General features: G+C 35.9%; 6 protein-coding genes. All 6 read left to right on the top strand.

Annotated features, from left to right (window positions below):
• Nucleotides 1-3 precede the first annotated feature (3 nt).
• Nucleotides 4-1,041, top strand: a complete 1,038-nt coding sequence (gene mobB, locus G466_RS0108915; RefSeq protein ID WP_026813350.1) for a MobB family relaxase — start codon at nt 4-6, stop codon at nt 1,039-1,041.
• 9 nt (nt 1,042-1,050) lie between these two features.
• A complete protein-coding gene (locus G466_RS0108910; RefSeq protein ID WP_026813349.1) occupies nt 1,051-2,631 on the top strand; it encodes a type IV secretory system conjugative DNA transfer family protein in 1,581 nt (526 codons plus the stop codon).
• Nucleotides 2,632-3,026: 395 nt separating this feature from the next.
• Nucleotides 3,027-4,067, top strand: a complete 1,041-nt coding sequence (locus G466_RS0108905) for a hypothetical protein (protein ID WP_026813348.1) — start codon at nt 3,027-3,029, stop codon at nt 4,065-4,067.
• Nucleotides 4,068-4,180: 113 nt separating this feature from the next.
• Nucleotides 4,181-4,540 carry a helix-turn-helix domain-containing protein gene (locus G466_RS21675; RefSeq protein WP_051315578.1) on the top strand — a complete coding sequence of 120 codons (360 nt, stop codon included), beginning with the start codon at nt 4,181-4,183 and terminating at the stop codon, nt 4,538-4,540.
• Nucleotides 4,541-5,303: 763 nt separating this feature from the next.
• Nucleotides 5,304-7,715 (top strand): hypothetical protein, encoded by a 2,412-nt coding sequence (locus G466_RS0108895; protein ID WP_026813347.1) that lies wholly within the window; start codon nt 5,304-5,306, stop codon nt 7,713-7,715.
• A 141-nt stretch (nt 7,716-7,856) separates the two neighbouring features.
• Nucleotides 7,857-14,555, top strand: coding sequence for a DUF11 domain-containing protein (locus G466_RS23080; protein WP_157373844.1), 6,699 nt, complete (start codon nt 7,857-7,859; stop codon nt 14,553-14,555).
• Nucleotides 14,556-14,602 lie beyond the last annotated feature (47 nt).

The raw sequence follows: 14,602 nt of genomic DNA, 5'->3' as shown, positions 1-14,602 counted from the left end.
ATTATGTATATCACTATTACAGCCCAAAAACTAGGAAGCACCTATTCCCCAAGTTCAGCTGATTTTGTGGATTACCTGGGAAAAGAAAATCAAGGTATGGAAGAAGGAAACGAAAACATGGAATATTTTTTCAATCAGTATCATGATCAAATTTCTGCGGAAGAAGTTGTAAGGGAAATCGATGACAATACTGCAAAGCTAGAAAAATCCGAACCAAGGTTTTATTCCATCACAATTAACCCTTCCAAATACGAACTTAAAGCATTGGATAATCCAAATCTCGATCTGAAACGATACACTCGAGAACTGATGAAAGATTATGTGGCATCCTTTAATCGGGAAATAAATGGACGGCCTGTGTCTATAGATGATATAAAGTACTATGCCAAAATTGAACATCAACGGACGTTTAAAGGAACGGATAAACAAATCCGAGAGAATCAACCTTATGCAACCAAAATACTTCAACTAAAACACAATATTGAAAAAATGGAAAACGGTACCCTAAAGGGAAATATAAAAAAAATGGAACGACGAATAAAAAAATTAGAACGACAGGCACCTCACCAACAAAATGGGCAACGGATTGTACAAGATATGGTTAAAGCTGGGAGTCAAAGCCACATACATATCGTAATGAGTAGAAAAGATGCATCCAATTCTTTCAGTTTGTCTCCAGGGAGCAAGTACAAAGCATCTGATATAGAGTTAAATGGACAGATAGTTAGAAGAGGTTTCAATAGAGACCTTTTTTTTGACAAGGCTGAAAAGACCTTTGATAGGACCTTTGGGTATCAAAGAAGCTTTACAGAAAAGTACAGTTCCCGAAAGGAGTTTATCAATAATCCAAGAATGTACTTTAATTCCTTAATGAGATTACCTACTAACGAAAAGACCATTGCCTTTAAATTGTTGCGAGAATCAGGCCTTCCAATAATGGGCAGTATTCCGTTTAATAAAGCCCAAGTAGCCTTGAAAGTATTCAATAAACTTCGACAAGGATTAGAAGTAGCCATCAAATCGAGTTCTATAGGAATTTAATTAATAGATATGGAAGTAGTGGATCCTTTTATGATAATTATGCCCATCGGATTGGCCAGCATTTTATTCTATATACTGTTCAAGATTACAAAGTATGCGTTTGCCCTTAACACCCTTTTTGTATTTTGGATGTTGGTCCAGGTCACCCAGTTAATGCAGTGGGCCCAAGAGATTTTGTTTCTAGCCTGTCCCCTACTCCTAATCAATACCGTATTGTATGTTTTTCTGCATGAAACGGATACATCGAACGCTATTCTTAACAAATACCAAGTCAGTTTTAAAACTGCTAATGGGAGATTTAAAATCAATAATATCAAACGGGGAGTTTCCATTATCGGATCTGCCGGAAGTGGAAAGACGGAAAGTGTGGTCTATGGATTTTTACAACACTTTAAAAAGTATGGGTTTTGTGGGGTTATTCATGATTATAAAGATTTTGAGATTACCGAAATGGCCTATCCCCTATTCACGGATTCAAAAATGACTTTTAAAATAATCTCCTTTGATAAAATCATTCACCGTGTGAATCCCATAGCACCCAGATATTTGGAGAGTCCAGAAAGTGTAAACGAAGTTTCAAGGGTTTTGATAGAAAACCTTTTGGAACAGAAAGATTCCGTTTCTGTTGGCGCAACCAAGTTTTTCCACGATGCAGCAGAAGGTTTAATAGGTGGATTAATCTGGAGACTTAAATCCTCCTATCCCAAATATTGTACTTTACCTCATGTAATCGCCATTTATCATTATCTGGATACAGAAAGTCTAATAAGATTTTTAAAATCCAATACAATCTCAAAGGGAATGGCAGATGCTTTTATTAGTGGAATGGATTCTGATAGGCAAACAGCAGGAGTGAAAGGCACACTTAGTAATGCATTAAAAAGAATAAGTACCCCAAGAATATTTATGGCCCTGTCCGCAGATGAAGTGCCACTTAACATTAACCATAAAGATAATCCTTCCGTTATTTCAGTGGTTAACAACCCTAGATATGAAACCTCCTACTCCCCCATAATTGCCACAATTATCCACACCATAACTAAACAGATGAGTATTAGACATTCAGAACCTTCTTTTCTATTGATGGAAGAAGCACCTACCATAAAACTATTGAATATGCACCGAATTCCGGCCACGCTGCGGAGTTACGACATCGCTACCGTCTATGTAATGCAGGATAAGATACAGAACGATATGATGTACGGCGATAAGGCCAGCAGGGCTATCTTATCCAACTTGTCCTATCAGTTCTTTGGTAAGGTCAATGATCCGGACACTGCTCAATACTACGAACGTTTCTTTGAAATTATTAAAGACCCAACAAAATCAATTAGCCGAGGCCATAATCTTAACTTTGACACTAAAGAAATAACTGGGGAACGGGAAATCTCAAAGATTAGGGCTAATTCATTCTTTAGGCTAAAGCAGGGAGAATTCGTAACCTATGCTGATGGAAAAGATAAAAAAGTGCAATTTAAATTACAAAAGATACAGAGAGGGCTACCTGAACCTTCCAAAGCATTTTCCATAGCTGATCTGGAAGCTAATTTTGAGAGGATTTATAATGAGGCTAAGTCCATTTTTAAGTGAGATTTAATGAAGTTTTCAATTAGCTTCTAAAGGATTTAAAAAATGTTATAGATCTATTTGGTATTTAACACTATCAATTTAATACACCTTTCCCCAAATTCACCTTAGACGGCATTTTTCAAGACGTTATTGTATATGGAAAAAATGCAATGTGCGGAAAATAAAAATTTATTAAAAAATCTTTCACTAATTGATTTTTAAAAATGTCCCCTAAATGGTAAAATAATATATAGGGCTGATTCCATCGATTTTAAGAATATAAAATTTTTGAAACATTTTTAAAGATAGTGAAAAAAAATCAAGAAGTTATGTAGTTAAATTCCTACTTTAAATGGTACATTTAACATTTCTTAAAGAATTCTCCACTACATAAGAATATTAATTGCTAGTTATTGATGAGGAACACTATTTTGATTTTATATTTTACCGGAGTACAATGTTTTTCTCAAAATGCTGTATATGATAGTTTGTACCACAATATAACAAAAGAATTATTGCCTTCACAACCATCAAAGGCATTAATAGCTACTAAATATTTAGAACAGATTACAAGTAACGACCTAGAGAAGGCAAAAGGATTAGGACTTAGAGCTTATATCTTAGGACAACAAGGTTTGAAACTTGAAGCCATTAAAGTTATAGAACAAGCAAATAATATAGTTTCTAAAACGGAAAATCATCTGTACAAAGCTCATATAAATGGATTACTTTCTAGTCTTTCTCGTGAAAGTGGAACATTATGGACAGGAAAAAAAGCATTAAACAAAGCTATTAAGGCTGGTAAGAAGATAACTTGTAAAAATGAGTCCTTTAAATTCCAGGGTAACCTACAGCAAGAATTGGCATATTATGCAATGGATGCCGGGGCATTTAATGAATCTATCGCTCATTTACAACTTGGGATATATTTTTTTAATTCTGTAGCGAAAGATAGTACCATTATGTTTCATTTAGCGAAGACTAACATGTTAATTGGAAAAAATTTCTTACAATTACAAAAAGTAGACTCAGCTTTTTTCTATTATCAAAAAGCAAAACATCAACTTCAAAGATCGCAATATTCTAATAGTTCCTTAAGAGGTTTTATATTTAATGGTTTAGGTGTAGCCTACATGAAAATGGGGGATTATGAGTGTGCACTTGTTAATTTAGAAAATACGCTGAATATTGCTGAAACCTCTAATTATTATAATCTTAAAATGGAAAGTTACAAAGCATTTCAAGAGTATTATAAAACTATAAAAGACATTGACAATTATATATACTACAGCGAAAAGAGTGAGAAATTATCTAAACTGGAAGCAGAGAATCGAAAAAAAATTACAAATGAATTGCTGATTAAATTAGAAAAAAGACAAGAGGGAATGCAGCTTATCTATAGAAAAAAATTAAGCTTTTATTGGCAGCAGCTCTACTGCCAATTTCAGTCGGAATAATTATTTTTCTATTTCGGAAAAAACAAAAACTAATTTACATTAAGAGTTTTTTAGTATCGATTAAAATACCACCCAAAAAAAGAAAAGGAGAGATTATTGAAACGGGGAATTATATGCCTAAGGAAACTGAAAGTAATTTATTAAAAAAATTAGATAGGTTCGAAAAAACTCAAGATTTTCTAGATAAGGGAATGTCGCTAACAAAACTTGCCGCTCAATTTGAAATAAACACACGATATCTGTCATATATTATTAAAAACCAAAAACAAAAAGATTTCGCAAGTTATATCAACGAATTAAGAATTAATTATATTATAGATTGCATGAAAAGTAATCCCGATTATTTACAGTATAAAATAAGCTATCTAGCCAACGTCTGTGGATTTTCCTCCCATACTAGATTTTCAGTTACTTTTAAAAAGGTCACAGGAAAAGCCCCTTCCGTATTTATGGAATATTTAAATAAACCGTGAAACTAGTAAACTACAATTGATTAAAATTAGGTTCCTAACCTACGGATTATAACTATAACTCTTAGCATTTTAATTAAATCACTGAGCCTCTGTCTATAATAAATCTAAATCTTTAAATCCAAAAATTGGGCCAGTATAGAAATTATGTGATATCTCCAATATTTGTTCTGTAAACAGTTCAAACAATTAAAACTTAACTTCAGAAACTATCCTTCCTACATGTTATTTATGGATAGAAATTTCAATAAAATCCATAAATTCTATTTTAAACCTTAATCTGTTAAACGTCGACATTCAGTGCCTGCAAATTTTATGCTTTATGATATCTGCTAAAGAAATTTAGCACATATTTTTCGAGCATAAAAGATACACATTGTTATGGTGTAATCAATTCATTATTATAACCTCAGGACAAAAAATTCATTGTCCATATTTCCAATTTCCTATTAATTCGATTTACAACTCTAGTTTAAGTCATACCCGACACAAAAGATGCAATAAACTGACCCACATTCAATTACACGCTACAGCAATGGTACATGAATTACGTAATTCATGGAGCAAACATCCCAATGAATTACGCATTCTATAAAGACATATTCGCTTCCAATTAAAATCATTGTTGCAATTTTGAACTTGTTAATTGACAATATATACCTTCAAAACGTGTAAGAAATAATCTTTATTGTATGAATGTATTTTTTTGCCAAAAGTGTTTAATAAAATAAATTATATCTAACCGTTTTTAATTAATAATACATTTATGAGGAAAATTACAATTATTGCTGTTACCATAATATTAGCAATGGCTAATAAAGTTAATGCACAGGTGGGGATAGGGACACCAACCCCGAGTAACGCAACTTTGCTGGATGTTGTGGCTATTGATAAAGGGGTTTTAATACCTAGGGTGAGTTTGTCAAATACAACTGTATATGCTCCTATCGTTGGAGACGAAGAAGAAAGTATATTGGTTTACAACACCACGCAGTCCGCTGATTTAGAGGCTATAAATTCTGTTTCGCCTGGTTTTTACTATTGGCAGAACAACCAATGGCAACGTATTGTAAGCAGAGAGGAATTAGATAAGGCTATTGCTAATTTAGGAAATACTTTTAATACTACTCTCGGGTCAATTAACAATCTTATCAACTATATAGCCCCAAGCAATCCAAACAATATAGATGAGAACGGAAATCCAATTATAACAGAAGATCATTCTACTGTGGTGTGGGATGGAAAGTCCTTCTCTGTGGTAACTTATGACAATGTTGCAGAAGAATATGTTAAAACGCTGGTTGACTTAGGCACATTAATTTCCGGGTTTGAAACAAATACCTTTATACGAGTCGAGGATAATGGAGTTTTGCCAAGTACTTATCATTACTTTTCTGAGATAGCAATTAAAAATTGGTTGTCGAATCCTGCAAATAATGGACTGGATCCTATGGTTGATATGCCTGTCAATGAGCCAGGAGTTTTGGCAATAAACGTAGTCGGTGATGTTGTTGCAAACTTTGAATATATTTTAGATCAAACAATTACCTATAAAGGAAAACAGCTAACAATTGAAAAAGTTATTCAAAGTATTTCTTCTCAAGTAGATGGGAATGTGATCTATACGGAAGTTGGTGGTGAAATGGTTTTTCAGTATTATAATGCTTCCACAGAGCAGTATGAAACCATATCCTTAGGAGAATTTGTACAAAATTTTGAAACAAAAACTTTTATAAAAAAAATAGATGCAATAATTGAAAATGATGGTACCGTTACCTCCCCTACCATTTATTATTATTTCTCGGAAGAAGCAATTAAAATATGGTTAGATCTTGATCCTGCCAATACTATTGCAAATATACCGAATGATGCTGATGGCGTTGTGGCAATAAATGTTGCTAATGACGTGGCATTTAATTTCGAACATATATTAAATCAAACGATTACTTACGAAGGGGAACAAATAACTATAGAGCAAATTATTCAGAATATTTCTTCTGAAATTGATGGAAACGTTATTTATACCGACGTTGGTGGGGAAATGGTATTTCAGTATTATGATGGTAGTGGTTATATTACTATAAACCTAGATCAAGTGGTTCAGGATTTAGAGAGTAATACATTTATCAAAAAAGTAGATGCAACTTACTATTATTTCTCGGAGGAGGCAATTAAAACTTGGTTAGCTTTAAATCCAGGAGGCGATTTGGATGCTATGGAAGTTACCGCACCTGGGGTTGTGGCGATTTCCGTCATTGGTGATGTGGTTGAGAACTTTGAGTATATATTAAACCAAGAAACAAATTATGGTGGGACCAATTACACAGTAGAAGAAATTATTCAAATGATTTCAACAGAAGTAAGTGGTAATGTAATTTATACAGAAATAAATTCAGGCGAATGGGTTTTTCAACACTTCGTTGAAGGTAGTGGTTATGTCACAATAAATCTGGAAGAGCTAGTTAAGGCATCTGAAACTCAAACATCAATTGCACGGGCAGTAATTAATACTAATGGTGAAACGCCTAGCTATGTTAATTCAACAGTAGAAACAACTCCTACAGAAGCTGGACAAATCCTTTATAAATACGAAGCAGAAGGTGGTAATATAAATTATTTAAACCTAACAGAAGACATGCTTCACTCGATCGAGAATAATGTGTCGATAAAAAATGCAATTACTGATATTCTTAATGCTGGTGGAAATGTGCTTTTCGGTGATGTAACAATAGATTCTAATAATTATACGGGCGTATTGCATTACTATGATGTTAATGGTGATCCACAACTAATAGATGTTTCTAAAACTTTAATTCAAAACCTAATCGACAACTCTACTCAAGTTCAGGAGTTGAAAAATGTATTAGGTAATAAGTATGTAGAGAATACATTGATCTATACCGGGGATAGTATAGATGGAAAGAAGGTGGCTGCATATAAAACTACCACTACAATTGGTGCGCATACTGCTATAACTTCCGGTGTCACTTTGCCGCAAGCTCCATCCGGAGTAGTCTCCATTTCATTGTTCCAAGGGGGTAACTTGGTTACAAAATCAACTACAGATCATACGATTTCAAGTAACAATGTGAATTTTAATATAGGGTTAGGGAATCACTATCAGGTGTTGTCAGAGGGATTATATGAAGTGATTATAACTTTTACTGTAACCCCATAAATTTTAAGAGTAATTAAATACAACTGCTCTCCGCTATTATGCAGAGAGCAGTTATAAATATTAACTCGTAAGGTTACAGTTGTGTCAAACTTGAAGGAAAAAAGAAGGAAAAAAAAGCCAAAAGTTAGAAACCACTTTACAATGAAGAGATCTTTACATAATTTATTTTTCTATAATAAAACAATTTGGGGTCTGGGGCTATTGTACTTTCTAATAGCAGGGATGCCAGAACAAAGTTTTGCGCAGACGAAGGTGATGGCCAATGAGGTGACATATACAAGCCCAAATGATAAAATGACTTCTCTATTGGGTTGTGGTTCTTTAGGTTTAGGCAGTTGCTATGCACCCACTGTTGAAAACTCCAAAAATGTCCTCGCAGATGATTATAGTTATGCTAGACTTTTAGCTTCTCCAGGTCTTCTTGCAGGTTTAGGATCTTATAAAGGTGTCATAGAACTGAAATTTGCTCAAACTCTACCTGCAGACACTTGGTCTTATGTGCGCATGGAAGGCGACTCTAATCTTTTTAAAGCGCTACTTGGTGGGAGTCTAGGAAATGTTTTAGGAGGCGTACTCGGGGCAGTTATAGCTGGAAATCAAGAAATTGTTATTGGTGCCAGAATGGGCAATAATTCTATATTATCTCATTCAAGCACATTAGGATTTGGAACAGATCGTGTAAAACTAATGCAGGACAGAGCAGGAAATAACTACCTCGCCATCCGTCCAGCTAGCGATTATGATAGACTTCACATTTCTAATCAGATTGGTTCGCTATTAGGAGTTGGAAATGAAAAGACTTTAAATATTTACAATGCTTTTTATTATGAAAGTAATGGCGGTGACTGTGGTCGTCCGTTTGCTACTTCGTTTGATGGAAGTGGTGGAATAGGATTAGAGGTTGCCGATTTAAACGACCAGCATCTTGGGGATGCCATTGATAACAATTTAAATACTTTTTCACGATTAAAGTCTTCTTCTGTCTTAGATGTGAATGTCGCAAAATCGCTTTCACAGTATTTTTACTTTCCTACTACTTCTGCAGAAACAACTACTGCAAATATTAAACTTGCTTTAGGTTCTGGAGGTTTGGTAAATACCGATTTGTTAGGAGCTATAGAGATTGTCTTTTATGACGATAATATAATAGTAAGTAGACGCTCATTACAAAGTAGCTTACTAAATAATACCAATGCCTTAGGTCTATTGGATAATGGAAATCCAGTTACTTTAACTTTTGCCCCTGGAAAATCTTTTGATCGAATAGCCATTAAATTAAACTCTCCGGTTGGAGTAAATGTATTAGGGAATGGCGTTAAAATCTACGACGTACAACGTTATAATGACGCTGCTAGTTGTGCTAACCCAGAAATAACTGCTCAACCTGCACCAACAAAAAATCCATTTGAAGATCCTACTTGTGCAAATGGTTTAATAGCTTTTGATAATGTAGACTTTGCACAGCGTGCAGTGGATGGCAATAATGAATCCTTTGCAACCTTATTTGCCGATTCAGGAAACTTATTGGTAAGTGAACCAACAGCCGGATTTATAGAAATGGATCTTGGCCAAACCGTTCCTGCTAATAAAACTACCTATGTGCGTATTAATTACGATGAAGATGTATTAAATAGATTGCTAGGTGGGAGTCTAGGAAAGTTAGTTGGAGATTTAGCTAATAATTTGTTATTAGGGAATCAGTATTTTGAAGTAGAAGCTAAAAATGATAATACAAATGTTCTAACCGCTATTAGTTCAGATGCTTTTGAAGGCACCTCTAATGGTGTGGTTACCTTAGTGCAAGATAATATTGGGCGTTACTATATTGCGATTACACCAAATGCAGCTTACAACCGTGTACGAATTACAAATCACGTAGGTGCTTTATTGGCTACAGGTAAAAAAGCATCTTTAGATGTATACAATGCTTGTTTTGAAACTGGAACAGATCCTTGTTTCCCAGCTAATTTTACTTCCTATAGAGGGGGTGGTGTTGGATTGAACGTTGGAAATATTTCCAGCGTAGGCGTAACAAACGCCTACCGGGCAATAAACGAAAATTCCTCTGACTATTCAGAGATTAATTTAGGGTTGGCTGGTTTATTAGCTCATGTGTATCAAACAGTTTACTTTAGTCAGCCTTCACAAGCTGGTGACAAAGTTAAAATCAAAATTGCTTTAGAACCATCTTCTGCATTAAGCTTGGATGTATTAGGAAGGTATCAAATTAAATTCTTTAATGGGAATACGCAAGTTGGGAATGATAAAACTTTAGAAAGTGGATTAATCAATAACTTAGATTTATTGGCTCTATTTGGATCTGGAGGAATTGTTGAGTTGGAGTATGAGCCTGGCGGTACTTTTGACCGAGTAGATATTGGGGCAGAGTCTATAGCAAGCGTAAACGTTGCTGCTGAACCATTACGCTTATATAGCGTAGAGCGGTATGGTGATGCTTGTCCGTTGACGCCCACGCCATTCCCTTTTGAAGAGCCTTCTTGTTCTACAACCTTAATTGACGCCCAAAACGCAGACAATGTTCAAAATTTATTTGATGATGATTTTGATAGTTATGCAACTTTAAAATCAGGTGCAGGTATTCTTTTTGGCCTGGGAAATAAATATGAAGGCTTTGTAGAGATGGGATACGACCAACCCATGCCCGCTGGAACTACTTCTTATATCCGTATAGATTTCGAAGAAACTATTTTAGATAGATTAGTAGGTGGAAGTCTTGGAAATGTTGTCTCTGGATTATTAGACAACCTAATTTTAGGCGATCATTTTTTTAGAGTAGACGTTAAAAATGTGAATAGAGACATTATTCATACAGCAAGTAGCAATCAAGCTTCTGCTGGTGGCAATGGTTCAATCCGTGTGGTGCAAGATGCTGCAGGTAGATATTATATAGCAGTAACCCCTATTGCTGACTATCAATCTGTTCGTGTTACAGATGCTACCAATAGTGCGCTAGGGTTACTAGCGCAACCCAATATAATGAATGTGTATGGGATGTGTACAGACATGGTTACAGATCCATGCCTTGGGCCATTTGCCACCTCTTACGAATATGAAGGACTTAGTCTAAGTGTTAATGATCTTGGTGAAGCAGGCGTAACCAATATGTCTTATGCTATCGATGATAACACAACCAATTATTCAGAAATTAGCAATGGAACATTAGGGATTGGAGCTTCTACCAAACAATGGATTTATTTCAACTCAGTTTCCAATGCAGATGAGGTTGCGATAATCAAATTTAAAACCGCGGGTGGTGGTGTAGACCTGGACCTAATAGGTGGCTTAGAAATCAAAGCCTATTTAGGAAATAACGAAGTAGCAAAAGTTGACTTCCAAAATGGCATTGTGAATGGGGTGAATGTATTGAATTTGCTTAACAATGGTGATTTGGTGGAGTTACCTCTCCAGCCTGGTAAATCTTTTGATAGAATTAGCGTAGGAATAAAAACCTTAGTTCAAGCTTCTGTATTTCCTCCATTGCAACTGTATGATGTAGAACGATGTGCAGACTCCTATTTAGCATGGAAGTCGTATAAAGTAAATGAGGATCAAAACATAACTTCGGTAAAAGGAGGGGAAGAAGTAACCTATACTGTTCATATAGAGAACAAAGGAACCAATGATATGATTGATTTTATCGTAGAAGATGGGCTTCCAGAGCACACTACATATGTTGCTAATTCTGGAGGTGTGTACGATGCCAATACTAATACAGTTCGTTTTGACAATGTTGATATAGCCGCTGGCACCGTTGCAAGCGTTTCTTTTAAGGTGTTGGTAGAGGAAGATTTAACCAGCGTTCAGAAACTGAGTAACATTGCAATTGTTAAGCAAGATGCTAACCATCCAGGGCAGCAAACATACCCACCTTTGGATAATACCAACCCAGCAGCGCCTAATACCAATACGGTTCCTGGAACTGATATTCCGGTAGATGCAGTATATGATTTTACTGTTGGCAAAACTGGAGAAAGTGACGGAGTGAATAGCAATCAAGCGGAAGTAGGAGATAATATTACCTATACCATTACTATTGATAACACAGGGAATAATGATTTAATTAATGTATCCGTTAGAGATGTTTTACAGAACATTGTTCCATCAGAAGTAACTATTGTGGATAATGGTGGAGGTACTGTAAATGGTAATGAAATCGATTTTACAATTCCAAAACTAAACGTAGGAGCCAAAGCTGTAATTATCGTAGTGACAAGTGTTGTAGACATTCCAGCTTCGGATATAATAGGGAATAAAGTAATGGTTGAGTTTACTACTCCTGATAATACCTTAGTAAATAAGGAAGTTGAATTTGAAATGGCCAGCGCTTGCATTGAAATAGATGCATCGGCAATCGAATTAACCTCGGATACAACAGAAGTATTTTGTCCTGGGACTCCAGTTACGCTTTCTGCAAATTTGAGTGCTACCGCACCATTATTGGATAATCCGGTGTTTAAGTGGTATGAAAATAGTGACTTAACAGACACACCACAAGTAGGCCAAAATATCACCGTTAGTCCAACATCATCAACAACTTTTTATGTTACAATAGAAGATGTAGGATATTGCTTCACAGGTGCCGCGGCAAAAGTAGAAGTATCTGTTTTGCCGATTGCTGTGGCAGACGACATAGTGCTTGATGCGCCTTCAGAGGTATGTCAAAATACAGAGGTAACTTTTAGTGCATCTTTAAGCCCTGCTGCCCCAGTAATTACCAATGCAGTTTTTAAATGGTACACAGACCAAGATTTAACCAACCTAGTACATGAAGGAGAAGCGTTTAATGTAATAGCAAGTTCAGATTTAGTGGGTACCCATACGTTATACGTGACGGTTGAAGGAGATAGTGTTTGTCCGAATACAATAGGTACTGCAACCGAACATACAATTACCGTAAACCTGACACCTGAACTGACCATTAATGGTAGTCAAGCTTTCTCGGTGGTAAAAGATATGCCTTTCCTTTTGCCTTCCGTTACCTCGAATAACTCAAACGCTACTCTACAATGGTATAATTACGAGAACAACACCATAAACGGAAGGGAACAGCAACAATTAAGTACACCAGGAGTTTACACGTACACGGTAATAGCTAAATTAGATGGATGTACCGTTGTAGAAAGCTTTATCGTAACTGTTTTCGACAAGGATTCTTGTCCACCTACCTTGCAACGCGTGTATGCTACAGAAGATGGTGGTTGGGGTTCCATTATAACTGGTGGAGTCAGTAAAACAGAAAACGCGGTTGATGGAAATCCGAAAACACATTCTACCATTACTACTGGTTTAGGGTTATTAGGAATTGGCACAACTTGGCAGAATATTGAATTTGACCATGTAGTACCTGCAGGAACTCCGGTCACAGTAAAACTAGGTAAAGAATACAGTGGACTAATGCTTGCTGGAGGTCTTTCTGTGGTAGGACTACATGAGAATGGAAATGCGATTGGGGTTATTAAAACCGTGGCCGGAGGTTTGCTAGACTTATTAGTAGCCGATAACGTATTGGAATTTACTTTTGTTCCTTCAACTAGTTCTGGTCCTAAACCATATAAAGGGGTTAGAATTTCACAAGGATCATTGATCGGAGTTGCTCAGATTTCAAAGGTATATGGAGCCTATTACTCAAAATCTGGAGCTTTAGAATGCGCACCAATAGCTACAGACACCAATAAAGACGTCTTGGATGTACTTCATGGTGTCGAAGACATAGGTCTAGGGGTCGCTAGTGCCACTGCTTCTGTGGTAAATCCATGGAATGCCGTAGACAATGACCTTGATACGTATGCTATGATATCTAGAGGAGTAGCAGTGGCAAACCGTGCGACTTTATCAGTAGTATTTAAGCAGCAGTCCATGTCAGGCGATGAATTGCACATCGTGACCGAAATACCTGGTAATCCAATATTGAGCTTAGAACTTATTAAAGGGTATAAAATACAACGCTATTTAGGTGATCAGCCCGTAGGGCCTGAATTAGACTATACCTCTGGACTATTGGAATTGAAACTCCTAGGTTTAGGGTACGGCGATAAACACAAGATAGTTGTTGCTCCATATGATGAACCATACGATAGGGTAAAAATTTCCTATGGAAGTGTGGTAGGAGTATTGGGAGATTTTACAAAAATATACGATGTAAGTTTAACTCCAAATATCAATATCCCAGAAGGCCCTATAGAACTGTGTGTGGGTGAGAATCTTGTACTGAACCCAGTAAATGCATGTACCATTTACGAGATATATACTACTGAAACGGGATTGGATAAATGGCAGACAGTTGGTGAATTCCAATTTGAAATGCCAATCGGGTTAACCGGGGGTATCCATATACTCTACGTCCAAGCTATTAGAAATGGCTGTACTATAGGTGAAAGACAAGATATTAAAGTGATTGTTAATGATACCCCAATGCTAGAAGAGGTATTAATAGATGGAACGGAATCCATTTTTGAAACAAATATTACTGCCTCTGCTGGAGATACTTTATCGGTAAAGCCTATGGTTGACTGGGGCAACTCAGCGGTGCGAAATGTAGTTTGGGAGATGGAGAACCCAAAGGTGTTCGGGGAATGGATAGCTATACCTTTTGCTCAGGAGGAAACAGATGGTACAATTAAGTTTACGATTCCTTCTTTTGGAGAAGTAACCTTACCGGATGGTTCTGTTGTAGATATTAGAAATAAGGAAATACAAATTAGACTTTCTTTAGAATCTAATAAAGGATGTAAAGCAATAGAAGAGGGAATGTTACTTAAGATTGATGGAAGTAGCAAACTTATTAACAACCCGAATATCACTAATAAATTAAGAAACTAAAAACTTAAACTAAGCCTAGAGCATGGTTTCAAGCCATAAAAAACATA

It is taken from the genome of Arenibacter certesii DSM 19833, from assembly GCF_000429545.1.
Lineage (GTDB): Bacteria > Bacteroidota > Bacteroidia > Flavobacteriales > Flavobacteriaceae > Arenibacter > Arenibacter certesii.
The sequence above is the reverse complement of the archived record's forward strand: the minus strand, read 5'-3'. Positions and strand labels throughout refer to the sequence as shown.